The following is a 23,058-nucleotide window of genomic DNA, read 5'->3' as shown; positions in this document are numbered from 1 at the left end:
CGGGAGTCTGTTGGTTTTGCCTCACGCGGCGGTGTCCGGGTTCAGGCACTCCCCGACCTCGCGATGCTTCCGCCGGAGGACCGTCACGTCCGTGAGCTTCGAACGGTCCAAGCCCTCCGGGCCCTTGAACGCCTCCCGCGCCATGGCGTCGTGCCAGCAACAGGTGGGGCACAGTCCGGAGTCCGGTGCGGCCGGCTCGGGTTCACGCTGGGCGATCTCACGTAGAGACATCTGGCCGGCTCCCTTCCTGGGGCGCTTCGTTGACGAGGAAGACGCTACGGAGGGTAGGCGGTTGGTCTCTACGAGGTTCTACAAGATTGCACGCCCATCACCCGAGTGCATCAATCGCCGCCGTGATCAGCGCGCGGGCCGGGGCGCCGTACACCGCTATGTCGGACAGCTTCTGAAACGCGGCGAGGTACTGGGCGATCTCGCCCGGCGCGGTCATGGTCACGGCAGCGGTGAGGGTTTCGACCTGCGCCTGTTCGCTGTCGTAGACGCTGAACGTCTCCAGTGGCCAGATGTCCCGGTCGGCGTTGAGGGGGATGACCCCGAGCGACACGGCGGGCAGGGACATGATCGCCAGCAGGTAACCGAGTTGCCCAGACATCGCGTCCGCGTCGCCGACCCGGTATCGCAGGACGGACTCCTCCACCACCACGGCGAACCGGTGGTCGCCCTCCCGCAGGATGTGCGACCGTGCGAGCCGGGCGGAAACGGCGTCTGCCACGTCATCGGGCGTGCCGCGAAAGCGGGTGATGGAAGAGAGCAACGCCGTTGCGTAACCGTGGTTCTGAAACAGCCCGGGAACCACTGTCGAACAGTAGACCCGGAACACGCGGGTGCGCTCGAACAGGGGCACATAGGAATCCTGCAACCTCCTGAGCCCGGTACGCTGGAGGCGCTTCCACTCCACGTACATCTCATCCGCTGAGCGTGATGCGGCGATGAGATCGGCGGTCTGATCGTCGGCTCTGCACAGCCGACACCAGATCCGAATGTCCTCATCGGACGGCGGAGTTACCGCGTTGATGATCCGAGACGATTTCGAGGGATGCCAGCCGGCTTGGCGAGCCAGCTCACGCCCGTTGAGTCCAGCGTCCTTGCAGAGGTCTCGCAGGCGGGCGGCGAGCGCTTTGCGTGCTGATTGGACGCTGGATGACGGAGATGTGGGCATGAGCTGGCAGTCCGGTGCTTCGTAGGTCAGATCCGATAGTTCTCGTGAGGAACGGCCCGCGACCAGACCGCTTCGAACGCCGAGGCGCAGAGCTTCGCCACGGCAGGATCCCCCGTCACCTCGTCGCCCAGATAGGCACCCGCCCCCGAGAAGTGGCCGAACCTCACAACCGTGTCGTCGAACACCCAGAAGTCGTTACCGGGAAGGGCGAGGTCAGATGCCCGGCGACGCGGCAGCCACCGGATCTGCTCGCCCGCGGACACATTGGCGAACGTACCTTCGTGGAGGTACTGCGTGTACTCGCTGATCGGCTCGGAGACGATTCGCGCGCGGCGGATCTCGACACCCCGCGCCACCGCGCCCGATACGAGATCGAGCCAAGGGCGCCACCAGGAGGCGCGGTCGGCCAGGTTGTGGCGATGCCCCGCCCGCCATGCGGCGACGCGCGGGGCCTCGTCCGGGTCGTCGTACGAGTCCCGCATCTCAAGGTGAACCGCCGAGCGCTGGGCGGCGTCCAGAAGCTCAACGAACGTGGGCGCCTTCGGCGACATCAGTAGCCTCCCTGAGAGCGGCAGCCATGCGGACGGGCAGCCGCAGCACGGTCTCACTGTCGGGGATCGGCCCTGCGGCCAAGCACTCCTCTTCGGTTGCCTGGTCGACCTTCCAGCCCTGAATGACGAATTCCCCCGCGTCCTTGTCGACCCACACCGTCGGGCAGTTGGCCCCATCCGTGTTCGGGTCCTTGGCGATGAAGGTTAGTGCCATCGTTCCCTCCGTGCCTCGCGGTTGCATGGATGTGCAAGACCATCCACCCGCAGCCAGACTGTAGTCAAGAGGTTACAAGCGGTTGATCTGCGCACTCGGGTGATCCGGGCACTCATTGTGACCGGCATGGAGCCGGGGCGGCGCTGGGATTGTGCGGCCTTCCGAGCCTGAGCCCAGGGAGGCCGCCGTGTCCCGAACGCCGCAGCAGATCTTCCGCATCCGGGACGGGAAGATCGCTCGACTGCGTGACTACTTCGGGCCTGAGCTGGCGAGTTGATGAGCTGAGAACATCCGACCAGTCACGGGTGGCGTCACGCCAGGGTGCGGAAGAAGGTCCGGATGTCGGCCACCAGCAGGTCGGGCTGTTCCAGGGCGGCGAAGTGGCCGCCGTGGTCGAACTCCGTCCAGTGCACGATGTTGTCGATGCGTTCGGCGAAGGCGCGGACCGGCAGGGTGATGTCGTGGGGGAAGACGGCCATGCCGGTGGGGACGGTGGAGGGGGTGGCCTCGGTCCAGCCGTTGCGGGCCGACTCCTTGTACAGCCGCGCGGAGGAGCCGGCGGTGGCGGTCAGCCAGTACAGCATCACGTTGGTGAGGAGGTGGTCCCGGGGCACGGCACCTTCGGGAACGCCGCCGTCGCAGTCCGTCCATTCGCGGAACTTCTCGACGATCCAGGCGAGTTGGCCGACCGGTGAGTCGGTGAGCGCGTAGCCGACGGTGTGCGGGCGGGTCGCCTGGACGGCGGTGTAGCCGGAGGTTTCGGCCTGGTGGCGGGCCCAGGTGCCGAGCCGTTCGCGGTCGAGGGCGTCGAGGGTGGACGGGTCGCCGGTGGGGAAGGTGGGGGAGGTGTTGACGTGCACGCCGATGACCCGGGTGGGGGCGGCGAGGCCGAGTTCGCGGGAGATGCCGGAGCCCCAGTCGCCGCCCTGGGCGCCGTAGCGCGGGTAGCCGAGGCGGTCCATCAGTTCGGCCCAGGCACGTGCCACGCGCCGGTAGTCCCAGTCGAGTTGGCTGGTCGGTCTGGAGAAGCCGTAGCCCGGGATGGAGGGCGCGACCACGTGGAAGGCGTCGCGCGGGTCGCCGCCGTGGGCGCGGGGGTCGGTGAGCGGGCCCAGGATGTCCAGGAATTCGGCCACCGAGCCGGGCCAGCCGTGCGTGATGATCAGCGGGGTGGCGTCGGGTTCGGGTGAACGGACGTGCAGGAAGTGCACGTTGGCGCCGTCGAGGGTGGTGGTGTACTGCGGGAAGGTGTTGAGCCTGGTTTCGTGTTCGCGCCAGTCGTAGCCGGTCCGCCAGTACTCGGCCAGGTCCTGGAGGTAGTGGAGCGGGACGCCGTAGTCCCAGTCGGCGCCGGGCAACGAGTCGGGCCAGCGGGTGCGGGCGAGGCGGTCGCGCAGGTCGTCGAGCTGGTGCTGTTCGATGGCGATGCGGTAGGGGCGGATGTCGGTTTCGGCGGTCATGGCGGGGCCTTTCGAAGCATGGGGTGGGGTCAGGTCGTCGGCAGGATGTGGGCGAGCAGGGCCGCTTCCAGGTCGCGCAGCGGGAAGGCCGGGTCCTCGGCGGCGAGGGTGAGGCCGCCGCGGATGCCGGCGAGGAGGAGCAGGCGGGCGGCGGCGGGGTCGGGGACGCGGCAGGCCGCCAGGGCTTCGTCCAAGGCCTGTAGGAGGTCGGCGGAGGCGAGGTCGGCGCCTGCGGCGACCAGGACGGCGCGGGCTTCGGGGTCGGCGAGCAGGGCGGAGACGGCCCGGCTCTCCTCGACCTCCTCGGGGGCGGAGTCCAGGCCGAGCAGGGCGGAGCGGACCAGGAGTTGCAGGGTGGCGGCGGGGCTGTCGGCCGGTTGGGCGGCGAGCGCCGCGCGGGTCCGTTCGCGCCAGCCGTCGGCGATGTCGATCAGCAGGCCGTCCTTGCTGCCGAAGTAGCGGGAGGGCAGTCCGTCGGCGACGCCGGCCCGGGTGGCGACCTGGCGCAGGGTGGTGGCGCGGTAGCCCTGTTCGGCCATGAGCAGGACGGCGGCGCGCCGGATCTTGGCGCGGGTCGCTTCGCGGACGGCCGCCGAGGCCTCAGGCGTGCGGGGCATGGGGGCGTCCGGTGTTTGGTTGAACCATTGTTCAATATAAACACACGGCAAAGGTCCGCGTCACGCCCGGCGCGGGCCCCGGGGAGTCGGAGGTGGCGGGGCAGCCGCTAGCCCAGTTCGTAGCGGACGATCTCGTCGGTCGCGGTGGTCACGACGAACCCGGTCTTCACCAGGACCCTTCCCGAAGCGGGGTTGCCCACGCGGTGCTCGGCGGTGACCCGTGGGGTGCGGTGGTGGGCGAGGAACCGGCGCACCGCTGTGGTGGCGTAGCCGTGACCCCAGGCGTCCTCGCGCAGGATGTAGCTGAGGCTGCCCGTGTGGCCGGTGATGCGGAGCCGGACGATGCCGATCAGGTCGTCGTGGACGTCGATGCCGAGGACGCGTGCGGTGCGCGGCCGGCGGGCGTCGGCCTCCCGGGCTTCGCGTATGTAGTCGTGGGCCTGGGCGGCGGTCATCTGGCCGAACCACAGGTCGGCGACCGACCTGCCGCTGTAGATGCGGCGGACGGCGTGGGCGTCGCCCGGCCGGAGCTCGCGCAGGTGCACCCTTCCTCCAAGTCGTGGCGTCGGTCCGGGGCTTCCGCGCGCCGCGCGGGAAGCCGACGGGAGGCCCCGGGCCTGGACGGCTCAGGCGAAGATGAGGCGGAAGATCTGGTTGTGGACGAAGAAGCCGCCGGGCTGGCCGGGGATCGGCTGCAGGTTGAACGTCTCGGCGAACTGCAGGGGCTTGTCGAAGGCGTTGTCGATGAGGAGGTTGCCCGTGACGGTGACCAGTACGCCGTTGCCCGGGGCGGGCTGTGCGTCGGTGGTGTTCACCTTGTGCTTGACGGTGGCCAGTTGGGGCGTCGTCAGCTTCGCGAGGATGTTCTGCTGTCCCTGGACCTGGGCGTTCTCCCAGGTGAGCATCGACTCGGGTCGGTAGAGGCTGTTGAGGTTCGGGCGACCCGAGATGCCGGAGTCGAAGGTGTTGTAGTAGTGCGGCACGAACGAGTTGGCAACGGCGTTGAAGTCCATGCGCGGAACGTACCAGTCCGCTCACAGCGGGTGTGCGCTGTTTGACGGAACTGCCACCGGGGTGACCGGATCCCCTTATCCTGGACGGCTCCTGACGAGCCCGGTGCCCGTGCCCGTCTTGACCCTCCCGTCGTGGGAGAGTCGACAGTGGAGTGCAAGCACGTCGATGAGGTCGATGAAGCGGTGCTGTTGAGCCTCGGAGAGGTCGCGCGGCTTCGAGCGCCCTGCTGCCGGCGGCCAGTGTTCCGGCGCACCGCCGGTGTCGGTGGGTGCGGGTAGCGTGAGCGCACGTGGGCAGTTGGGCCGACACCCGGGGGGACCGATGGAGAACGCGCCGGACCACGGCCGGACCGTGCGGAACGGTTCGCTCGCCATGATCGGCCTGGGGGTCCTGCTGTTCGTCCTCAGCCTGGTCTACCTGATACCGCACGACATGGGGGTGACGTCGGCTCTCCGCAGTCGCGGCGTCCACATGCCGGCGGTCGTCACCGAGTGCACTGAGGTGAGCGCGCCGCAGGACAACCCGGCGGGCAACGCCAACTGCCGGGTGCGGTTCACGACCTCCGAGGGGGCGTCCGTCGAGACCCGACTCGCCTACGTGACCGACACCGTCAAGGCCCGCGACACCGTGGCGGTGGTGTACGACCCCCGGCACACGGACGTCGCCGCCCTTGCTTCGAGCATCGGTTTCTGGAACTCACTGGGCCGGAACGCGCTCGATGTGGTCGCACTGGTGGCGTCTGTCGTCATGACCCTGCTGGGCCTCGCGGTCCATCTCGCGTACCGCCGGCTCACCCGGGCACGCAGGCGGCCCACCGCTCTTTAGGCGGTGAGGAGTGGGAAGTCGGCCCCGCCGATGTGGCCGTGCCGCGCTTGCCGCCAGTCGATGTAACTATTACAGTTACGACATGGAGAGGGGTGATGGGCGGCATGAGCGCGAACAGTAGGTTGACCGTCGCCGCACACGCCCTGACCTGGATCGGGCTGTACCAGCGCCGTGGCCACGAGGTCGCCACCTCCGAGCAGATCGCGACGAGCGTCAACACCAACCCCGTGGTGATCCGCCGCCTGCTGGCCCAGCTGCGCACGGCGGGCCTGGTCGACTCGCGAAGGGGTGCCGGGGCCGGCTGGACGCTGTCGCGGGACCTGTCGGCGATCACCCTGCTCGACGTCTACGAGGCGGTGGAGCCAGGGCCGATCTTCGCCCTGCACCCCGCCACGCCCGACCCCGAGTGCGTCGTGGGCCACGGCATCGCTCCGGTGATGGCCGCCGTCTACGACGGGATCGAGGCCACCCTCCGCCGGGAGCTGTCGGGAACCACGCTGGAGGATGTGCTGCGCGATGTGCTGAAGGCCGCCTAGCCTCGGCCGTGGCAGTGCTTCCTGCGCCGGTTTTTGCGCCCAAAAATGTAACAAGAATAGTTACGTCAAGATTCGGAGAATCTCATGGGACAGCTGGACAACAAGACCGCCCTCGTCACCGGCGCCTCCACCGGCATCGGCCTGGCCATCGCCCGCCGCTTCGCCGCCGAGGGGGCGACCGTCTACCTCACCGGCCGCCGTGAAGCCGAGCTGGCGGCCGCCGTCGAGCAGGTCGGCAGCCGGGGCATCGGCGTCCGGGGCGACGTGTCGAAGCTCGACGACCTCGACCGGCTCTTCGCCGAGATCACCGAACGCAGCGGCCGGCTCGACATCGTCGTGGCCAACGCGGGCCTCGGGGACTTCGGCCCGCTCGGCGAGATCACCGAGGAGGAGTACGACCACACCACCTCCGTGAACCTCAAGGGCACGGTGTTCACCGTGCAGAAGGCGCTCCCGCTGCTGTCGGCCGGCGCCTCGGTGATCCTGCTCTCGTCCAGTGCGGCCCTGCGCGGCGTCCCGGGTCTGGGCGTCTACGCCGCGACCAAGGCTGCGATCCGCAGCCTCGCCCGCACCTGGGCCACCGAACTCGCCGGTCGCGGCATCCGGGTCAACGCCCTCACCCCGGGCCCGGTCACGACCCCCGGCGCCGACGAGCTGCGGGCCGCGTCCCCCCAGGTCGATCAGGCCGTCGCCACGACCCCGCTCGGTCGCGTCGGCCGACCCGAGGAGGTCGCCGCCACCGCCCTCTACCTGGCCGGGGACCAGAGCTCCTTCACCACCGGCGCGGAACTGCTCGTCGACGGCGGCCTCACGCAGCTCTAGGGCTGTTCCGTCTCGGCACGGAACCTGAGCGGGGTGGAAAGGCGGAGTGGGAAGTCGGCCCAGCCGACTTCCCACTCCCTCACCGGACTTCGGTCAGCGGCACAGGGCCGTGTCCACGACGTTCTCGACGTGCTCCGAGCCGGCGGCGTCCGGCGGGACGGTGGTCACCGCGATGTTGACGGCGCGGCCGTCGTCCGTCGCCCCGCCCCGGGTCTCGTAGCCGGGGATGTCGCCGCCGTGGCCCCAGTAGACGCCGCCGCAGGACAGCGGTCGGCTGATGAGCCCCAGGCCGTAGGCGGCGCCGCTGTCGCCGATGGGGACGGTGGTGCGCATCTGGGCGAGCTGGGCCGGTTGCAGGAGGCGGCCGCCGAGGAGGGCGGTGAAGAACTGGTTGACGTCGGAGTTGGTGGAGATCATCTGGCCCGCCGCCCCGCCCGCGGAGGGGTCCAGCTCGGTGAAGTCGATCAGGTGCCCGTCGGTCGCGTCCTTGAGGTAGCCCTGGGGGTGGGCCTCGCGGATGGTCCGGTCGCCCTGGGCGGGGTAGTAGGTGTGCCGCAGGCCGAGGGGCTTGATGATGCGCTGGTCGATCTGTTCGGCGATGGGGCGGCCGGTGACCTTCTGGACGACCAGGCCGGCGAGCACGTAGTTGGTGCTGCTGTACTTGAAGCTCGCCCCCGGGGCGAAGTCGGCCTTGTGCTGGAAGGCGATGTCCAGCAGGTCGCGCGGCTCGAAGTACCGGTGCTGGATGGAGGGTTCGTCGATGTAGCCCTCGTAGTCCGGGAGCCCGCTGGTGTGCTGGAGGAGCTGGCGGACCGTGATGTGGCGCCCGTCGATGCCGTCGCCGCGGACCAGGCCGGGGAGGTAGGACTCGACGGGCTCGTCGAGCCCGATCTTCCCCTCGCCGACCAGCTGCAGCACGACCACCGCGGTGAACGTCTTGGTGTTGCTGCCGATCCGCACCTGGCCGTCGACCGGCACCTTCGCGCGGGTGGTGACGTCGCCGACCCCCGCGGTGTAGGTGCGGGTGCGGCCGTCACGGCCCTGGACGCCGGCCAGCGCGGCGGGCAGGCCGTCGTCACGGACCAGCGCGTTCAGCCCCTGCTGGACGGCGTCCGGGCGGGGGGCGGCGGCTGCCGTGGACGGTGCCAGGGCGGTGCCCGCGGTCATGAGGCCGACGGCCACCGCGGCCGCCGCCGCCACGACGACCCCGCGCCGACCGGCCTGCGGGCGCCGGGAGGAGAGCCGGGACGAACGCCGGGAAGAAGGCCGGGAGGAAAGCGGCTGCCACATCTGCTCACGCACGAGTCAACTCCGGTGCAATCAAGGGGAGGCCGGGAGGTCCTCCCCGGGTGTGATCGCCAGTCTGCTCGGGCGGCTCGTCGATGACCTCCCCCGACCGGGGGAGCACTTTCTCCCACGTTTCCGCGATGCGCACCGACCGCGCCGACCGTCCCGCACGCCGACCGCCCGCACGCCGACGCGGGGCCGGCCCGACGGGGGTGCGGGCCGGCCCCGCGGGCCTGGTCGGGCGGTCGTGATCGGCCCGGTCGTGATCGGCCCGGTCGTGATCGGCCGGTCGTGTTCAGCCGGTCGCGCCGACCGCTACTCGGTCAGCATCTTCTCGCCGGCGTCCGGCAGCTTGGCGCCGTTCTTGTCGAAGAACTGCCACGACGTCACCTTCTTGCCCGGCTGCTCGGGGACCACCAGCCGCTGGTACGGGGAGTCCCCGACGGCCTTCAGCCACGGTTCCATGACCGAGCCGTCCGACCAGGTCACCAGGACCTTGCCGACGTCCGGGCCGAGGGCCATCACGGCGAGCTTGATCGGGAGCGGACCGGGCGTGCCAGCCTTGTCCCGGGCGCCCATCAGGCCGCCGCTGAACGTGTCGGCCATCCGCGGGTCGACGTGGCCCGGCGCCGGGTAGCTGCCCGCGTTGTCGTACGGCTGGCGCACGTCGTCCAGGGTGACGTAGTCGTTCACGACGTCCTCGGTGGGCTGCCAGTACTGCTGGATGAACGCCTCCGTCGGCTTGTCGAGTGAGGAGTCGACGGCGTGGCGCTCCTCCCAGACGGCCACCGCCTGCTCGTACGCCCGCTCCTTCGGGGCGACCGGCCAGAGTGCCGTCCAGAGCTTCCACGTCTTGCCGTCGGGGGTGCTGCCCTGGGCCAGCGTCACCCGGACCGGGGTGAACGGATCCCGCTCGGCCGTCGCCGTGCCGGACGGCTGGGCGGCCGGACCGCCCCCGGTGCCGCCGCCGGGACCGCCGTTGGCCGGGACGAGCGACTGGGTGCCGCTGCTCGCGGGGGAACTGTGCAGACCCGCCATCGTCCCGCCGCCCAGCACCACCACGGAGGCCAGCGCGAGCGCGCCGACCACCGACCGGCGACGGCGCCGGATCCGGCGGCCGCCCGCCATGATGTCCGCCATCGGCGCCGGGCCGACCTTGGCCCCGGCCGCCACCTCCGCCAGGCCGAGCCCGACCCACACGTCGCCGTCGTCGCCCGCCGCGCCCATGCCGACCGTCCCGCCGTTGCCACCCGCGCTCATACCGCACCTCCGATGCTCGTCATGCCCTTGATTTCCTTCAGCGCTGCGGCCCCCCGCAGTCTCGCGATCCCCTTGGCCGCGTGGCTGCGCACGGCTCCGGCCGAGCAGCCCATCGCCTCGGCGGCCTGACTGTCGCTCAGGTCCTCCCAGTACCGCAGCACCACGGCCTCGCGCTGGCGGGCCGGCAGGGCGGCCAGCGCCGTCATCAGCGCGCCGCGCTGGTCGGAGCGGGCGTAGCAGTCCTCCGCTCCGGCCTCGTCCGGCACCGCGTACACCAGCAGCTCCGGCGCGCGGCGGCGCCAGCGGCGGGCGTGTTCGTTCACCAGGATCCGCCGCACGTAGCTGTGCGGATCGCCGGCCCGTCGCACCTTTGCCCAGGCCGCGCAGGCCTTCTCCGCCGCGGACTGCACCAGGTCCTCGGCCGCGTACTGCTCCCCGGCCAACAGGTACGCCGTCCGCAGCAGCCGTGGCCAGGCCCCGACGATGAACGCCTGGAACTCCTCGTCCCGGTCGGTCTTCGTGCCTCCCATGAGCACCTCCTCACCCACCTAGAGCCCGGAAGCGGCCCAAAGCGCTTACTCCCGCCGATCACCAAACCGGTTGGCGTCCCCCGGGGCGTCGATACGATCCGCGGATGATCCTCTCCCATGACGTATCTCATGACCTGCCGGGCAACCGCCCCACCGTGGTGCTGCTGCACTCGTCCGTGTGCGACCGGAGGATGTGGGACCCGCAGTGGCAGGGGCTGGTCGACGCGGGCTACCGGGTGATCCGGGGCGACTTCCGGGCCTTCGGCGACACGCCGCCGGCCGACGCCCCGTACAGCGACGCGCAGGACGTGCTGGCGCTCCTCGACCACCTGGGCGTCGAGAGCACCGCGCTGATCGGCGCCTCGTACGGGGGGAAGGTCGCCATGGACGTGGCGGCGCTGCGCCCCGGGGCCGTCACCGCGCTGGCCCTGCTCTGCTCCGGGGCGTCCGGGCACGTCGCCGGTGACGCCCTGATGGCCTTCGCCGCGCGGGAGCGGGAACTCCTCGCGACCGGGGACGTGGAGGGCGCCGTCGAGCTCAACGTCGAGAGCTGGCTGGGCCCGGAGGCGGGCGACGAGGCCCGCGAACTCGTCCGCCGGATGCAGCGGCGCGCCTTCGAGGTGCAGGCGGACGCCGAGGTCGGCCCCACCGACGACGAAGCGGACCTCTCCCGGATCACGGCGCCCTGCCTGGTCGTGACCGGCGGCCACGACCTGGACGACTTCCGGCAGATCGCCGACTCCTTGGCGACCCGGATCCCCGGTGCCCGCCGGCTCGAACTGCCCTGGGCCGGCCACTTCCCCGGTCTGGAGCGGCCCGAGGAGACCTTCGAGCTGCTCACCGGATTCCTCCGCGAGACGGCGTAGGCGCCCCGAGCAGCGCTGCCTCAGCCGGCGGAGCCGCGCCGGCCGGGGCGGGGCGGGTCTGGGCAGGCCGGGTCGGGGGAGGACGGATCGGGACAGGCTTGGCTGGGGCAGGCTGCGTCGGGATCGTCCAGCAGCAGCTCCAACAGCGGTACGGCCGCCTCCAGTCGGCGGCACTGCTGCGGGGTGAGCCGCGTGCTGCGGCGGGCCAGCAGAGCGGAGCGCTCCCGGCGGATCCGGGTGATCGCCGCCAGGCCGGCCGGGGTGAGTTCGAGCAACTGGGAGCGGCCGTCCAGCGGGTCGGGGGTCTTGGCGATCAGGCCGTCGGCGGTCAGCGGGGCGATCGTACGGAGCACGGACGGCACGGCCACTCCCTCCCGCGCGGCGAGTTCGCCGAGCCGCAGCGGGCCGTGCACCTCCACCCGGGCCAGGGCGGAGAGTTGGGCGACGGTGAGGTCCTGGCCGCCGGAGGCGCGGGCCATCTGCCGGTTGAGCCGGCCGATCGCCAGCCGCAGCCGGACGAGGGCCTCGGCGGAGAGACCGGCCCCGGCTCCGCTGTGGCTCCCGGTCCCGGTGTCGGCCCCGGCATCGGCATCGGGGTCGGTCACGGTGTCGGCGTCAGTCACGGCGTCAGTCACGGCGTCGGTGTCGGCGTCGGTCGCGGCATCGCGCCCGGTCATGGCCTGCGGGCCTTTCCGTGCGGTGCGGGCCGGTTCGCGCCGGGCCGTCCGGCGGCCTCGCCCGCGCCCGGCCGGGGGCGGCGGGGGCGCCGCGGCCCGGTCCGCTCGCGCACCAGCGAGGCCGCCGCGGCGACCAGCGACATGGCGATCGCCAGCCAGAACACCACGACCAGGCCGTCGTGGAAGGGGCCCGAGATCAGTTGCGGGAAGAACTCCCGGCCGGTCAGCGTCCGGGCGTTGGCCGCCGGGAGCATGCCGAGCACGTGCGGGCCCAGCAGCTGCTGGATCGGGTTGTAGCCGAGGAACGCGGCGAAGAGCGTGCCGACCGGTGGCAGCGAGGCGATGGTGTGCGCGTCGGCGGCGGGCACGCCCTGCGCGGTCAGCCCGGCGGTGAGGGTGTGCGGCAGCGAGCCGGCCAGGCCGGCCACCATCAGGGAGAAGAAGACGCCGATCGAGAGCACCATGCCGGCGTTCTGGAAGGTGGCCCTCATGCCGGAGGCGGCGCCGCGGGCCTCGGCCGGCACGCTCGACATGATCAGCGAGGTGTTGGGGGCCGCGAACAGGCCGCCGCCCAGGCCGTTGAGGAACACCAGGACGGCGAACCACGGGTAGCCGAAGTCGGTGGGCAGGAGCAGCAGTCCGGCGAAGGACAGGGCCATCACCACCAGCCCGCCGGAGGCGAACAGCCGGGCCCCGGCCCGGTCGGAGAGGTAGCCCGAGACCGGCCCGGCGGCCAGGAAGCCGACGGTCAGCGGGACGAGGTAGATGCCCGCCCACAGCGGGGTGTCGGCGTAGTCGTAGCCGTGCAGCGGCAGCCAGATGCCCTGGAGCCAGATGATCAGCATGAACTGGAGGCCGCCGCGGGCGATCGAGCCCAGCAGGGTGGCCGCGTTGCCGCCGGCGAAGACCGGGTCGCGGAACAGCGCCAGCGGGAACATCGGCTCGGCGACCCTGGACTCGACCAGGCAGAAGGCGATCAGCAGCGCCACACCGCCGAACAGCCCGCCCAGCACCCAGGGGCTGGTCCAGCCCATGGTGTGGCCGCCGTAGGGCTGGATGCCGTAGGTGATCGCGGCGAGCAGGGCGGTCAGGCCGACGGCGAAGGTGATGTTGCCCCACCAGTCGATCCGGGCGGGCCGCCGTACGCCGGTCTCGCGCAGCGACCGGTAGGCCCAGACCGTGCCGAGGATGCCGATCGGCACGTTGACCCAGAAGATCGACCGCCAGTTCCACTCGGCCAGCAGCCCGCCCAGCACCAGGCCGATGAAGGAGCCGGCGATGCCCGCGACGATGTTCACCCCTAGCGCCATGCCGCGCCGGTGGGCGGGGAACGCGTCGGTGATGATCGCGGCCGAGTTGGCCATCAGCATCGAGCCGCCGATCGCCTGCACCACCCGCCAGCCGATCAGCCACAGCGCGCCCGGCCCGCCGTGCAGCGGGTCGAGGGAGAGGGCCACCGAGGTGAGGGTGAAGATCAGGAAGCCGGCGTTGTAGATCCGCACCCGGCCGTGGATGTCGCCCAGCCTGCCGAGGGTGACCACCAGGACGGCGGTGACCAGCATGTAGCCCATCAGCATCCACAACAGGTAGCTGACGTTGCCGGGTTGGAGCGGGTCCAGGCCGATGCCGTTGAAGATCGCGGGGAGGGAGATCAGGACGATCGAGGCGTTGATGGTGGCGATCAGGGTGCCGAGCGTGGTGTTGGAGAGTGCGACCCACTTGTAGCGCGGATGGTCCGCCGCCACAGCCCCGCGGACCGTGCGGACGCGCCTGCCTCTGCCGTTGTTCGGGATCTTCGTCGCCACCGCTGCCCCCAGGTGAGTGGCAGGCCGGGGGGCCGCCAGTCGGAGAGTACTTCGATAGCTTTCGCTAACTAACGATAGTCCGACCATCCTGCTGCCGATAGCCCGCAGGCATCCCGGGGCCGCCACCGGCCATCGACCGTCGGCCACCGACCGTCGGTGGCCGGTGGCCGGTGGCCGGCGGCCCGCTCCCGCGCGGCCGGGGCCCGGAGGCCGGCTCGTACGCACAGGCTCACGTCCGGCGGCCCCTGCTTTCCGACGCGGCGCATACACATTTCCGCCACATTCCCGCAGTGCTGCGCCGCCTTTTCGTGGCGCCGGATGTCCGAATTGCCTGACCGGGGCGGCTTCGTGTCGAATTCCTTGACATGACCACCTTCTCATTTTCGTCTGCCGCAAGTAAAACTTCGCAAAGAATGGCTCTCCGCAGGGGGGTCGCTGACCTGCGCAATCAACATATTGTTGCAGCTCAGAGGCCTGATGATCACCCTTCGCCATACGGGTGTAACCGGTCGTGTCCGCGCCGACCGGCATTCCGCAGGAGTACGGTTCCGGAGGAATCGCCGGGCGTGCTCGCGAGTAAAGTCGAGCAGCCTTGCGGGACTATTCGCCATGCCGTGGAAAGACGTACCGGGAATTGGTGCGAAGTATGGGTCAGAAAAAGGGTGAGCCGGGGGCCTCGGAGGCCGCCCGCCCGATATCCCTCAAGTTAGCCGTCGAAGTCCTGCGCGGCGTCGCGCAGGTGGACTTCATGCCGTCCGCCGTCTGCGGCCTGTTCTTCGTGGCCGCACTCTTCGCGGCCGGCTGGCGCTACGGCGTCTACGGCCTGCTCGGCAGCGCCGTCGGCACCGCCGTCGCGTACGGCCTGCGGTTGGCGCGCGACGCCGTCGAGGCCGGGCTGCACGGTTACAACGGCTGCCTGGTGGCGCTGGGGTGCGCGGTGTTCCTCGGCCCCGACCACCCCGCCACTGTCGCGGCGGCCGTCCTCGGCGCCGTCGTCGCCGTGGTGGTCACCGCGGGCCTCGGCGCGGTGCTCGACACCTGGAAACTGCCCGCGCTCACCGCGCCGTTCTGCCTGGTCGCCACCGCGACGACGGCCGCGGCGCCCGGCTTCCGCCACCTGTGGCACGGCACCGGCGCCCCGACCGCCCTGGCCGGGCCGGCCGCCGGCCCGACCGGGCTGACCTGGGACCAGATGTGGCACGGGTTCTTCGCCAACATCGGCCAGATCTTCTTCATGCCCCAGTGGTACGTCGGCCTGCTGTTCCTGGCAGGCATCTTCGCGGCCAGCCGCCCGGCCGGCCTGCTGGCCTGCGCGGGCAGTGCGACCGGGCTGCTCACCGCCTGGACGCTCGGCGCGCCCGCCGACGCCGTCGGCCAGGGGCTGCTCGGGTACAGCGGGGTGCTCGTCGCGATGGCGCTGTGCGGCGTGTTCGTCGCCCCCGGCGGGTGGAGCGCGGCCTACGCCGTCCTCGGCGCGGCCGCCGCCACCGTCCTGACCCCGGCGCTGGCCGCCGCCACCGTGCCGTTCGGCGGCCACGCCTTCACCTGGCCGTTCGTCCTGACCACCATGCTGTTCCTGGCGGCGGTGCCGGCCATTCCCCGGCTGCGCAGGGTCTGACCGGGTTTCGGTAGTCCGAATTCCCGCTCGTGACAGGCGTGTTCATTCGGAGTTCCTGCGGAGTTCCCTCGGAAAGGAAGAGTGATTCCCGTGAATCTCGCCCCGCGTGAGATGGACAAGCTGTACATCTACGTTGTGGCCGATCTGGCCCGCAAACGCCGCGACCGCGGTGTGAAACTGAACTACAGCGAGGCCTGCGCGCTGATCAGCGAGGCGATCATGGAGGGCGCCCGGGACGGGCGCACCGTCGCCGAGTGCATGGAGATCGGCAAGCAGGTCGTCAGCGGCGAGGACGTCATGCCCGGCGTCCGCGAGATGCTGCCGCTGCTCCAGGTCGAGGCCGCGTTCCTGGACGGCACCAAGCTGGTCTCCTGCCACGACCCGGTGGGTGCCTGAGCCATGACCGTACGTCAGGCGGAAGCGGCGACCGGTCCGACGCCGGCGCCGACCTCGGCCCCGCCGCCCGCCGCCACGGTGGTGCTGGCCGGCGGGCACGAGAGCGACGGCGGCCGGGACCTGGCCGCCCTGGTGGAGCGCGAGCCCGCCGTCCACGCCGCGGCCGCCGCCGGCCGGGCGCTCGGCGAGGCCGTCCGCTCGGCGCTGGCCGCCACCGACGGCCCGGTGTGCGTCGTCCCGATGACGCTGGGCCGCGACCCGAAGCTGGTGGCCGACACCGCCCGGGCGCTGCGCTGGCTGGCAGCAGGGGAGGGGCGCGGACGACTCGCCCTGACCGGGGCGTTCGGCGGCAAGGACCACCTCGTCGGCTGGCTGCGGGCCGCGGCCTCCGCCGCCCCCGGGCCCGACGGCGCCGTGCTGGTCACCGCCCCGGCGGCCGGCCCGTTCGAGGACGCGGACCTGTTCCGGATCGCCCGGCTGGTCCGCCAGTACGGCCACCACCGCTGGGTCGAGGTGGCCTTCGCGGGCGGCGACCCCGACCTCGCCGAGGGCGCCGAACGCTGCCGGCTGCTCGGCGCCCGCGAAGTGACGGCCGTACCGGCCTCGTTCGGACCGGCGCTGCGCACCGAACTGCCCGGGGTGCGGGACGGCGGGCCGCTGCTGCGGTCGTCCGCGATCGCCGGCGTCGTCGCGGCCCGCACCGCGGCGGCCCTGCACCTGCTCGGCCACGGCGAGGACGGCATCCTGGCCGGCCTCGACGCCGAGCACGGGCACGGCTACGCCCACAGCCACGGCCCCGGCGGGGACCACTCGCACGGCCACGGCCACGGCCCCGGTGCCGCCGACGGACACACCCACGGCCACACACATCACTGAACCGACAGAGAGGAAGGGCCCGCCATGTCTGGTGGCGCCACGTACCTGTACGGCGACGACCCGGTGGAGATCAACGCCGGTCGCGCCCAGGTCACCATCACGGTCAGCAACACCGGCGACCGGGCGATCCAGGTCGGCTCGCACTACCACTTCTTCGAGGTCAACCGCGCCCTCGACTTCGACCGCAACGCCGCCTACGGCAAGCACCTGGACATCCCGGCCGGCACCGCCGTCCGCTTCGAGCCGGGCGACACCAAGGACGTCACGCTCGCCGAGTTCGGCGGCCACGGCCGCCTGATCGGCTTCAGCAACCTCGTCGACGGCGGCATCAGGTCGGCCGACACCCGCGCCCGGGCGATCGACCGGGCGATCGCCCTCGGGTTCAAGGGCACCAACCTCGACCACAAGGAAGGCGACCGCTGATGGCCACGCTGTCCCGCAAGCAGTACACCGATCTCTTCGGGCCCACGGTCGGTGACCGCTTCCACCTCGCCGACACCAACCTCGTCGTCGAGATCGAGAAGGACTTCAACCAGGGCCACTACGGCGACGAGGCCGTCTACGGCGGCGGCAAGGGCATCCGCGACGGCATGGCCCAGGACCCGGCCGCCACCTCCGCCCAGGGCGCGCTGGACCTGGTGATCACCAACGTCGTCGTGATGGACGCCGTCCTCGGCGTGGTCAAGGGCGACATCGGCGTCAAGGACGGCTTCATCACCGCCGTCGGCAAGGCCGGCAACCCGCACACCCAGAGCGGCGTGCACCCCCAGCTGGTCATCGGCCCCGGCACCGAGGTGATCTCCGGCGAGCACCTGATCGCCACCGCCGGCGGCATCGACACCCACATCCACTTCATCGCCCCGCAGCAGGTTCAGGAGGCGCTGAGCAACGGCATCACCACCCTCATCGGCGGCGGCACCGGCCCCTCCGACGGCACCAACGGCACCACCTGCACCCCCGGCCCGTGGAACATCCACCGGATGTACCAGGCGGTCGAGGACCTCCCGGTCAACGTCGGACTCCTCGGCAAGGGCAACGGCTCGCTGCCCGGCGCCCTGCGCGAGCAGGTCGAGGCCGGCGTCTGCGGCCTCAAGGTGCACGAGGACTGGGGCAGCACCCCCGCCGCCATCGACAGCGCGCTCGGCGTCGCCGACGAGTACGACGTCCAGGTGGCCATCCACACGGACACCCTCAACGAGGGCGGCTTCTTCGAGGACACCCTCTCCGCCATCGACGGCCGCACCATCCACACCTTCCACACCGAGGGCGCGGGCGGCGGCCACGCCCCCGACATCATGCGGATCGCCGGCGAGCCCAACGTCCTGCCGTCCTCCACCAACCCCACGCTGCCCTACACCGTCAACTCGGTCGACGAGCTGCTGGACATGGTGATGGTCTGCCACCACCTCAGCCACGACATCCCCGAGGACGTCTCCTTCGCCGACTCCCGGGTCCGCGCCGAGACGATCGCCGCCGAGACCGTCCTGCACGACGAGGGCGTCATCTCGATCTTCTCCTCGGACTCGCAGGCGATGGGCCGGATCGGGGAGTCCTTCACCCGCGCCTTCCAGACCGCCCACCACTGCAAGGACCAGCGCGGCAAGCTCGACGGCGACACCGAGCGCAACGACAACTTCCGCGTCCTGCGCTACCTCGCCAAGCTCACCATCAACCCGGCCATCGCCTCCGGCACCGCCGACCACATCGGCTCGCTGGAGAGCGGCAAGCTCGCCGACATCGTGCTCTGGCCGATCAACTCCTTCGGCGCCAAGCCCAAGATGGTCATCAAGGGCGGCGTCATCAACTGGGCGCTGATGGGCGACCCGAACGCCTCGCTGCCCACCCCGCAGCCGGTCTACTACCGCCCGATGTACGGCGCGCTCGGCCGGGCCAAGCAGGCCACCCGGGTCTCCTTCATGTCGCAGGCCGCCATCGACCTCGGCGTCCCGGCCCGACTCGGGCTGGACAGCCGGGTCCTGCCCGTGCGGCGCTGCCGCTCGGTCGGCAAGCAGCACATGGTCCGCAACGACGCGCTGCCGAAGATCGCCGTCGACCCGGAGACCTACAAGGTCACCCTGGACGGCGAGCCGGCCACCATCGAGCCCGCCCGCGAACTCCCGCTCAACCACCTGTTCTACCTCGCGTGAGCGGCTCTCCAGGGCTCGGTACTTCGGGGCCCGGTACTTCGGGGCCCGGTTCTTCGGGGCCTGGCTCTCCCGGGCTCGGGGGAGGCCTGGACACCCTGCTGGTCAGCCTCCAGCTGACCGACTCCGCCTTCCCCAGCGGCTTCTACACCCTCTCGCACGGCCTGGAGGGCTACGCGCAGGCCAAGGCCGTCACCCCGGACACCATGCCCGACCTGCTCACCGACCTGCTGCGCCACTCGGTCGGCCCCGGCGACGCCACCGCGCTCGCCCTCGCCCACGGCGCCGCCCGGGCCGGCGACTGGGGCCTGCTGGTCGACGTGGACCAGCGACTGCACGCCACCAAACTCAACCGCGAGCTGCGCCTGGCATCCACCCGGACCGGGCGCCAACTCCTCGACATCGCCCGGGAGTCGATCGGCGGCGAACCGCTGGACCGGTACGCCGAACTGGTCGCCGCCAAGCAGGCCCCCGGCTCCCAGCCGGTGGCCGCCGGAGTCGCCTACGCCTCTGCCGCCGTGCCCGTCGACCAGGCCGTCGCCAGCGACCTGTTCGCCTTCTGCACCAGCTTCGTCGGCGCCGCCCTGCGGTTGCGGCTGACCGACCACCGCAAGGCGCAGGTGGTGCTGCGGGCCGCGGCGCCGGTGATCGAGGAGACCGTACGGGCCGCCCTCGCCCGGGAGTTGGAAGACCTGGGCGGGTGCGTGCCGGTCGCGGACGCGATGTCCGGGCGGCACGAACGGGCCGAGGCCCGGCTGTTCGCCAGCTGAACCGCGTCCGGGAGGTGCGGGCGGGCGCCGGAGTGTCGCAGCTCCCGTTCCTCCCGGACGCAGAACCAACGTCACACCGCATCAGAAGGAGACAGCAATGACCGAGAACGTGCTCCGCGTGGGCATCGGCGGGCCGGTCGGCTCCGGCAAGACGGCGCTCATCGAGGCCCTCGTCCCGGTGCTGATCGCCAACGGCCACCGCCCGGCGGTCATCACCAACGACATCTACACCCAGGAGGACGCGCAGCACGTGCGTCGCACCCTGGCCGGCGTCCTCGACCCCGAGCGGGTCGTCGGCGTCGAGACCGGCGCCTGCCCGCACACCGCCGTCCGGGACGACCCGACGATGAACCTCGCGGCCGGCGCCGAGATGCTGGAGCGCTTCCCCGACGTCGACACCCTGCTGTTCGAGTCCGGTGGCGACAACCTCACGCTGACCTTCAGCCCCGTCCTGGTCGACCTCTTCCTCTTCGTCCTGGACACCGCCGAGGGCGAGAAGATGCCCCGCAAGCGCGGCCCGGGCATCACCGAGTCCGACCTGCTGGTCATCAACAAGATCGACATCGCCCAGTACGTCCGTGCGGACCTCGGCATCATGGAGTCCGACGCCCACCGCGTCCGCGAGGGCGGGCCGGTCGTGCTCACCAACTGCCTCACCGGGCACGGGCTGGACGAGATCGCCACCTTCCTGGAGACCTTCCGCAAGGTCCCGGCATGACCGTCACGGTGGCCGCGGGGGAAGCGGCTGCGGGGGAGGCCGCCGTGCCCCGGCTCGATCCGCGGCACTACGAGCCGGCCCGCGTCCCGTACGCCGTCCGCCGGTACGCCGGGACGCCCGACACCCTGGGTGTCGGGCGCCCCGGCAAGGTCGGCCTGCTGGAGCTGGCCTTCGAACGGATCGGCGAACGCACCGAACTCACCGGCCACTACCAGAAGTCGCCGCTGCAGATCATGCGCCCGCTCTACTTCGACCCGGCCCGCCCGGACCTCGCCGTCACCTTCCTGATGTCCACCGGCGGCGGCATCCTCCAGGCCGACCGGCTCCGCACCGACCTGCGCTGCGGCGCCGACACCGCGACCCACCTCACCACCCAGGCGGCCACCAAGGTCTACCGGATGGAGTTCGACTACGCGACGCAGCTGGTCAACCTGGACGCCGGCCCCCGCGCCTACGTCGAGTACCTGCCCGAGCCCGTCATCCCCTTCGTCGATTCCCGGCTCTACCAGCGCACCGTCCTCACCGTCGACCCCACCGCCACCGTGCTGGCCGGCGAGACCGTCCTCGCCGGCCGCCTCGCCCGGGGCGAGCGCAACGCCTACCAGGTGTTCGCCTCCGACCTCGAAGTGCGGCGCCCCGACGGCCAGTTGATCGCCCTCGACACCGTCCGGCTGGAGCCCCCGGAGGCTGGCGTGACCGGCCCGGCGGTCCTGGCCGGCCACGACGTCATGGCCAGCCTCTACGTCGTCACGCCGCTCGCCCCCGCCGCGCAGGTCGCCGACACCCTGCACGAGGCCCTGGCCGGCAGCGGCCTGCTCCACGGCGTCAGCGTCCTCCCGCACGACAGCGGCGCCTGGCTCCGCCTGCTCGGCTCCGACACCCGCGCCTGCGCCGCCGCCCAGCGCACCGCCTGGGACGCCGTCCGCCGGCTCCTCATCGGCGCCCCGGCTCCGGCCCTGCGCAAGACCTGACCCCGCTCCGCACCTCCCCGTACCTCCCCGCACCTCCCCGAAGCGTCCCGGCGCCTCGGGGAGGGGGCGCGAGGGGGCGAGGGGGCGAGGGGGCGAGGGCGGCCCCGGATGCAGCCGGACCGGCCTGGTCGCAGCATGGAACCGGAGGCTCTCATGCACCGACCCACGTTCGGACCTTCCCCACCCGACCCCGCATCCGGCGGCCCGGCATCCGGCGCGGCAGTCGATCCCGCCCCCGTCCCCGCCCCCGGTCCGGGGCCGGGACGCCAGAGCCGGGGCGGTCTGCGATCCGGCTCGGTCTTCCTCTCGTTCGTGCCGTGGATCGTGTTCGACGTCATCGCCGGGCCGAGCACCTGGAAACTGGCGGCCCTGACGGCGCTGGTCGCCGCGCTCGTCCTCGCCGTACCGGACGCGCGCCACCATGCGCTCAAGGTGCTCAGCATCGTCGGCGTGGCCTTCTTCGCCGTGCTCTGCGTGCTGGGCCTGGCGCTCGACCGGCACAGCCTGATCTGGCTGGAGACCTACGCGCAGGTGCTGTCCAGCGGCGTGCTCGCGGTGGTGGCCCTGGGGTCGCTGGCGTTCACACCGTTCACCGAGCAGTACGCCCGGGAGTCCACGCCGCCGGAGGTCTGGGGTACGCCGCGGTTCCAGCGCACCAACCGGTTGCTGACCGCGCTCTGGGGCGCGGTCTTCCTGATCACCGCGCTCCTGGGGCTGGCGGCCCTGCACGTCGGCTCGGCGAAGGACTGGCTGACCTGGGTCATCCCGGTGATCCTGCTGGTGCTGGCGTTCCGGATCACCCGTTGGTACCCCGAGCACGTGCGCGAACAGGCCCGGCGCGGTCGGTGAGCAGCACACCCGGGGGGCGTCCGGGCGCCGCGGCGGCGGGATTCACCCGGTCGGGTGGATCCGGTGGGACCGCTCCCGGACGGGCGAGGGCCGGCTGGATAGTGAGGAGGCAGTCGCATTCCTCGCTGTTCGCGTTCTCAACTCGCTTCAAGGGGAGGACACATGGTCGGTACGGCGCACCGGAGCACCGGTGTGGAGGGGGTGGAGGGCGGTGTCGGTCTGACGGCTCTCCTGGTCGCCGCGGCGCGCGCGATCGAGACCCACCGGCACGACACCCTGGCGCAGGACGTCTACGCGGAGCACTTCGTGCTCGCCGCGCCGGCGTCCGCGGGCTGGCCGGTCCGGATGCACCAGGTGCCGGACGGGGACGCGAACCCGCTGTGGGGGCGGTTCGCGCGCTACTTCGGCCTGCGGACGAGGGTCCTCGACGACTTCCTGCTCCGGTCGGTGCACGCGGGCGCCCGCCAAGTGGTCCTGCTCGGCGCCGGGTTGGACACGCGGGCGTTCCGGCTCGACTGGCCTCCCGGCTGCACGGTCTTCGAGGTCGACCGGGAGGGCGTACTGGCCTTCAAGCACGGGGTGCTCGGAGGGCTGTCGGCCTCCCCGAAGGCGGCGCGCGTACCGGTCGTCGCCGACCTGTGCGCCGACTGGGCCGGAGCGCTGACCGAGGCCGGCTTCGACGCGGCCGTACCGAGCGTCTGGCTGGCGGAGGGGTTGCTCTTCTACCTGCCCAACGGTGTCGAGGCGCAACTCATCGACACGGTCGACCGGTTGAGTGCGGGCGGCAGTGCCATGGCGTACGAGGTCAAGCTGGAGAAGAGCCTGTTGGAGTACCGCGAGAGCCCGCTCTACACCTCGACGAAACACCAGATCGGCATCGACCTGCTCGATCTGTTCGACGGAGAGCCGCGGCCCGACTCCGCGGGCGCCCTGGCCGGCAAGGGCTGGATCACCTCGGTCCACACCCCCTTCGACTTCACCCACCAGCACGGTCGCGGTCCCCTGCCCGAGCCGAACGACGCGCTGGAGGGCAACCGCTGGGTGTTCGCGCACAAGCCCCGGGTGTAGGTGCAGG

The 23,058-nt window shown here is 71.6% G+C and carries 27 protein-coding genes; 14 read left to right on the top strand and 13 right to left on the bottom strand.

Features of this window, described 5'->3' with window-relative positions; genetic code table 11:
- Nucleotides 1-21 precede the first annotated feature (21 nt).
- The 8 genes from ACIP37_RS11345 to ACIP37_RS11310 form a co-directional block, all read right to left on the bottom strand.
- Complete coding sequence (locus tag ACIP37_RS11345) at nucleotides 22-231, bottom strand: hypothetical protein (RefSeq protein WP_400843663.1); 210 nt, start codon at nucleotides 229-231, stop codon at nucleotides 22-24.
- A 97-nt stretch (nucleotides 232-328) separates the two neighbouring features.
- A complete protein-coding gene (locus ACIP37_RS11340) occupies nucleotides 329-1,177 on the bottom strand; it encodes a helix-turn-helix domain-containing protein (RefSeq protein ID WP_400843661.1) in 849 nt (282 codons plus the stop codon).
- A 26-nt stretch (nucleotides 1,178-1,203) separates the two neighbouring features.
- Nucleotides 1,204-1,728 (bottom strand): DUF6879 family protein, encoded by a 525-nt coding sequence (locus ACIP37_RS11335; protein WP_400843658.1) that lies wholly within the window; start codon nucleotides 1,726-1,728, stop codon nucleotides 1,204-1,206.
- Nucleotides 1,700-1,942, bottom strand: a complete 243-nt coding sequence (locus ACIP37_RS11330) for a hypothetical protein (RefSeq protein ID WP_400843655.1) — start codon at nucleotides 1,940-1,942, stop codon at nucleotides 1,700-1,702. Before ACIP37_RS11330 ends, ACIP37_RS11335 begins: the two co-directional genes overlap by 29 nt.
- Nucleotides 1,943-2,253: 311 nt before the next feature.
- Nucleotides 2,254-3,402, bottom strand: a complete 1,149-nt coding sequence (locus ACIP37_RS11325) for an epoxide hydrolase family protein (protein WP_400804639.1) — start codon at nucleotides 3,400-3,402, stop codon at nucleotides 2,254-2,256.
- A gap of 29 nt (nucleotides 3,403-3,431) precedes the next feature.
- A complete protein-coding gene (locus ACIP37_RS11320; RefSeq protein ID WP_363627615.1) occupies nucleotides 3,432-4,019 on the bottom strand; it encodes a helix-turn-helix domain-containing protein in 588 nt (195 codons plus the stop codon).
- 107 nt (nucleotides 4,020-4,126) lie between these two features.
- Nucleotides 4,127-4,564, bottom strand: coding sequence for a GNAT family N-acetyltransferase (locus ACIP37_RS11315; protein ID WP_400804643.1), 438 nt, complete (start codon nucleotides 4,562-4,564; stop codon nucleotides 4,127-4,129).
- Nucleotides 4,565-4,645: 81 nt separating this feature from the next.
- Nucleotides 4,646-5,032: a nuclear transport factor 2 family protein gene (locus ACIP37_RS11310; RefSeq protein WP_363579604.1), complete on the bottom strand. Its 387-nt coding sequence runs from the start codon at nucleotides 5,030-5,032 to the stop codon at nucleotides 4,646-4,648.
- 322 nt (nucleotides 5,033-5,354) lie between these two features.
- Between ACIP37_RS11310 and ACIP37_RS11305 the strand changes: the two genes are divergently transcribed.
- The 3 genes from ACIP37_RS11305 to ACIP37_RS11295 all read left to right on the top strand — a co-directional run bounded on the left by ACIP37_RS11305 (nucleotide 5,355) and on the right by ACIP37_RS11295 (nucleotide 7,216).
- Nucleotides 5,355-5,858, top strand: a complete 504-nt coding sequence (locus ACIP37_RS11305; RefSeq protein WP_363627613.1) for a DUF3592 domain-containing protein — start codon at nucleotides 5,355-5,357, stop codon at nucleotides 5,856-5,858.
- Between the two features lie 104 nt (nucleotides 5,859-5,962).
- Nucleotides 5,963-6,394, top strand: coding sequence for an Rrf2 family transcriptional regulator (locus ACIP37_RS11300; protein ID WP_363627612.1), 432 nt, complete (start codon nucleotides 5,963-5,965; stop codon nucleotides 6,392-6,394).
- 84 nt (nucleotides 6,395-6,478) lie between these two features.
- Nucleotides 6,479-7,216 (top strand): SDR family oxidoreductase, encoded by a 738-nt coding sequence (locus ACIP37_RS11295; RefSeq protein WP_363579601.1) that lies wholly within the window; start codon nucleotides 6,479-6,481, stop codon nucleotides 7,214-7,216.
- A 93-nt stretch (nucleotides 7,217-7,309) separates the two neighbouring features.
- On the opposite strand, the gene ACIP37_RS11290 is transcribed toward ACIP37_RS11295, so the two are convergent.
- The 3 genes from ACIP37_RS11290 to ACIP37_RS11280 form a co-directional block, all read right to left on the bottom strand.
- The gene (locus ACIP37_RS11290) at nucleotides 7,310-8,416 is read right to left on the bottom strand and encodes a serine hydrolase domain-containing protein (RefSeq protein WP_400805266.1); all 1,107 of its coding nucleotides are present in this window, start codon (nucleotides 8,414-8,416) and stop codon (nucleotides 7,310-7,312) included.
- Between the two features lie 402 nt (nucleotides 8,417-8,818).
- Nucleotides 8,819-9,763, bottom strand: a complete 945-nt coding sequence (locus tag ACIP37_RS11285) for a hypothetical protein (RefSeq protein WP_363579600.1) — start codon at nucleotides 9,761-9,763, stop codon at nucleotides 8,819-8,821.
- Nucleotides 9,760-10,293 (bottom strand): SigE family RNA polymerase sigma factor, encoded by a 534-nt coding sequence (locus ACIP37_RS11280; protein ID WP_363579599.1) that lies wholly within the window; start codon nucleotides 10,291-10,293, stop codon nucleotides 9,760-9,762. The genes ACIP37_RS11285 and ACIP37_RS11280 overlap by 4 nt, the downstream gene beginning before the upstream one ends.
- Nucleotides 10,294-10,397: 104 nt before the next feature.
- On the opposite strand from ACIP37_RS11280, the gene ACIP37_RS11275 reads away from it, so the two are divergent.
- The gene (locus ACIP37_RS11275) at nucleotides 10,398-11,159 is read left to right on the top strand and encodes an alpha/beta fold hydrolase (RefSeq protein ID WP_363579598.1); all 762 of its coding nucleotides are present in this window, start codon (nucleotides 10,398-10,400) and stop codon (nucleotides 11,157-11,159) included.
- Nucleotides 11,160-11,179: 20 nt separating this feature from the next.
- On the opposite strand, the gene ACIP37_RS11270 is transcribed toward ACIP37_RS11275, so the two are convergent.
- Together ACIP37_RS11270 and ACIP37_RS11265 are read right to left on the bottom strand one after the other, a co-directional pair.
- On the bottom strand, nucleotides 11,180-11,836 hold the full coding sequence (locus ACIP37_RS11270; protein ID WP_363627611.1) for a MarR family transcriptional regulator: 657 nt from the start codon (nucleotides 11,834-11,836) through the stop codon (nucleotides 11,180-11,182).
- Nucleotides 11,833-13,581: an MFS transporter gene (locus ACIP37_RS11265; protein ID WP_400804652.1), complete on the bottom strand. Its 1,749-nt coding sequence runs from the start codon at nucleotides 13,579-13,581 to the stop codon at nucleotides 11,833-11,835. Before ACIP37_RS11265 ends, ACIP37_RS11270 begins: the two co-directional genes overlap by 4 nt.
- Before the next feature lie 706 nt (nucleotides 13,582-14,287).
- On the opposite strand from ACIP37_RS11265, the gene ACIP37_RS11260 reads away from it, so the two are divergent.
- The 10 genes from ACIP37_RS11260 (at nucleotide 14,288) to ACIP37_RS11215 (ending at nucleotide 23,051) form a co-directional block, all read left to right on the top strand.
- Nucleotides 14,288-15,259 carry an urea transporter gene (locus ACIP37_RS11260; RefSeq protein WP_400804654.1) on the top strand — a complete coding sequence of 324 codons (972 nt, stop codon included), beginning with the start codon at nucleotides 14,288-14,290 and terminating at the stop codon, nucleotides 15,257-15,259.
- A 90-nt stretch (nucleotides 15,260-15,349) separates the two neighbouring features.
- The gene (locus tag ACIP37_RS11255; RefSeq protein WP_063349823.1) at nucleotides 15,350-15,655 is read left to right on the top strand and encodes an urease subunit gamma; all 306 of its coding nucleotides are present in this window, start codon (nucleotides 15,350-15,352) and stop codon (nucleotides 15,653-15,655) included.
- 3 nt (nucleotides 15,656-15,658) lie between these two features.
- Nucleotides 15,659-16,531 (top strand): sirohydrochlorin chelatase, encoded by an 873-nt coding sequence (locus tag ACIP37_RS11250; protein WP_400804657.1) that lies wholly within the window; start codon nucleotides 15,659-15,661, stop codon nucleotides 16,529-16,531.
- Between the two features lie 24 nt (nucleotides 16,532-16,555).
- Nucleotides 16,556-16,954 (top strand): urease subunit beta, encoded by a 399-nt coding sequence (locus tag ACIP37_RS11245; protein ID WP_350887002.1) that lies wholly within the window; start codon nucleotides 16,556-16,558, stop codon nucleotides 16,952-16,954.
- The gene (gene ureC, locus ACIP37_RS11240) at nucleotides 16,954-18,678 is read left to right on the top strand and encodes an urease subunit alpha (protein WP_350886999.1); all 1,725 of its coding nucleotides are present in this window, start codon (nucleotides 16,954-16,956) and stop codon (nucleotides 18,676-18,678) included. Before ACIP37_RS11245 ends, ureC begins: the two co-directional genes overlap by 1 nt.
- The gene (locus ACIP37_RS11235) at nucleotides 18,675-19,445 is read left to right on the top strand and encodes an urease accessory protein UreF (RefSeq protein ID WP_400804661.1); all 771 of its coding nucleotides are present in this window, start codon (nucleotides 18,675-18,677) and stop codon (nucleotides 19,443-19,445) included. The genes ureC and ACIP37_RS11235 overlap by 4 nt, the downstream gene beginning before the upstream one ends.
- Before the next feature lie 97 nt (nucleotides 19,446-19,542).
- Nucleotides 19,543-20,163 (top strand): urease accessory protein UreG, encoded by a 621-nt coding sequence (gene ureG, locus ACIP37_RS11230; RefSeq protein ID WP_063349828.1) that lies wholly within the window; start codon nucleotides 19,543-19,545, stop codon nucleotides 20,161-20,163.
- On the top strand, nucleotides 20,160-21,134 hold the full coding sequence (locus ACIP37_RS11225) for an urease accessory protein UreD (RefSeq protein ID WP_363616436.1): 975 nt from the start codon (nucleotides 20,160-20,162) through the stop codon (nucleotides 21,132-21,134). Before ureG ends, ACIP37_RS11225 begins: the two co-directional genes overlap by 4 nt.
- 312 nt (nucleotides 21,135-21,446) lie before the next feature.
- Complete coding sequence (locus tag ACIP37_RS11220; protein ID WP_363579592.1) at nucleotides 21,447-21,983, top strand: hypothetical protein; 537 nt, start codon at nucleotides 21,447-21,449, stop codon at nucleotides 21,981-21,983.
- Between the two features lie 162 nt (nucleotides 21,984-22,145).
- On the top strand, nucleotides 22,146-23,051 hold the full coding sequence (locus ACIP37_RS11215) for a class I SAM-dependent methyltransferase (RefSeq protein WP_363627608.1): 906 nt from the start codon (nucleotides 22,146-22,148) through the stop codon (nucleotides 23,049-23,051).
- Nucleotides 23,052-23,058 lie beyond the last annotated feature (7 nt).

The organism is Kitasatospora sp. NPDC088861, assembly GCF_044750105.1.
GTDB lineage: Bacteria > Actinomycetota > Actinomycetes > Streptomycetales > Streptomycetaceae > Kitasatospora.
The sequence above is the reverse complement of the archived record's forward strand: the minus strand, read 5'-3'. Positions and strand labels throughout refer to the sequence as shown.

What these genes read in the sequence shown, in the direction of transcription:
- ACIP37_RS11345 (WP_400843663.1), bottom strand. Translation starts at nt 231, where the DNA reads ATGTCTCTACGTGAGATCGCCCAGCGTGAACCCGAGCCGGCCGCACCG.
- ACIP37_RS11340 (WP_400843661.1), bottom strand. Translation starts at nt 1,177, where the DNA reads ATGCCCACATCTCCGTCATCCAGCGTCCAATCAGCACGCAAAGCGCTC.
- ACIP37_RS11335 (WP_400843658.1), bottom strand. Translation starts at nt 1,728, where the DNA reads ATGTCGCCGAAGGCGCCCACGTTCGTTGAGCTTCTGGACGCCGCCCAG.
- ACIP37_RS11330 (WP_400843655.1), bottom strand. Translation starts at nt 1,942, where the DNA reads ATGGCACTAACCTTCATCGCCAAGGACCCGAACACGGATGGGGCCAAC.
- ACIP37_RS11325 (WP_400804639.1), bottom strand. Translation starts at nt 3,402, where the DNA reads ATGACCGCCGAAACCGACATCCGCCCCTACCGCATCGCCATCGAACAG.
- ACIP37_RS11320 (WP_363627615.1), bottom strand. Translation starts at nt 4,019, where the DNA reads ATGCCCCGCACGCCTGAGGCCTCGGCGGCCGTCCGCGAAGCGACCCGC.
- ACIP37_RS11310 (WP_363579604.1), bottom strand. Translation starts at nt 5,032, where the DNA reads ATGGACTTCAACGCCGTTGCCAACTCGTTCGTGCCGCACTACTACAAC.
- ACIP37_RS11305 (WP_363627613.1), top strand. Translation starts at nt 5,355, where the DNA reads ATGGAGAACGCGCCGGACCACGGCCGGACCGTGCGGAACGGTTCGCTC.
- ACIP37_RS11300 (WP_363627612.1), top strand. Translation starts at nt 5,963, where the DNA reads ATGAGCGCGAACAGTAGGTTGACCGTCGCCGCACACGCCCTGACCTGG.
- ACIP37_RS11295 (WP_363579601.1), top strand. Translation starts at nt 6,479, where the DNA reads ATGGGACAGCTGGACAACAAGACCGCCCTCGTCACCGGCGCCTCCACC.
- ACIP37_RS11285 (WP_363579600.1), bottom strand. Translation starts at nt 9,763, where the DNA reads ATGAGCGCGGGTGGCAACGGCGGGACGGTCGGCATGGGCGCGGCGGGC.
- ACIP37_RS11280 (WP_363579599.1), bottom strand. Translation starts at nt 10,293, where the DNA reads ATGGGAGGCACGAAGACCGACCGGGACGAGGAGTTCCAGGCGTTCATC.
- ACIP37_RS11275 (WP_363579598.1), top strand. Translation starts at nt 10,398, where the DNA reads ATGATCCTCTCCCATGACGTATCTCATGACCTGCCGGGCAACCGCCCC.
- ACIP37_RS11270 (WP_363627611.1), bottom strand. Translation starts at nt 11,836, where the DNA reads ATGACCGGGCGCGATGCCGCGACCGACGCCGACACCGACGCCGTGACT.
- ACIP37_RS11260 (WP_400804654.1), top strand. Translation starts at nt 14,288, where the DNA reads ATGGGTCAGAAAAAGGGTGAGCCGGGGGCCTCGGAGGCCGCCCGCCCG.
- ACIP37_RS11250 (WP_400804657.1), top strand. Translation starts at nt 15,659, where the DNA reads ATGACCGTACGTCAGGCGGAAGCGGCGACCGGTCCGACGCCGGCGCCG.
- ACIP37_RS11245 (WP_350887002.1), top strand. Translation starts at nt 16,556, where the DNA reads ATGTCTGGTGGCGCCACGTACCTGTACGGCGACGACCCGGTGGAGATC.
- ureC (WP_350886999.1), top strand. Translation starts at nt 16,954, where the DNA reads ATGGCCACGCTGTCCCGCAAGCAGTACACCGATCTCTTCGGGCCCACG.
- ureG (WP_063349828.1), top strand. Translation starts at nt 19,543, where the DNA reads ATGACCGAGAACGTGCTCCGCGTGGGCATCGGCGGGCCGGTCGGCTCC.
- ACIP37_RS11225 (WP_363616436.1), top strand. Translation starts at nt 20,160, where the DNA reads ATGACCGTCACGGTGGCCGCGGGGGAAGCGGCTGCGGGGGAGGCCGCC.
- ACIP37_RS11215 (WP_363627608.1), top strand. Translation starts at nt 22,146, where the DNA reads ATGGTCGGTACGGCGCACCGGAGCACCGGTGTGGAGGGGGTGGAGGGC.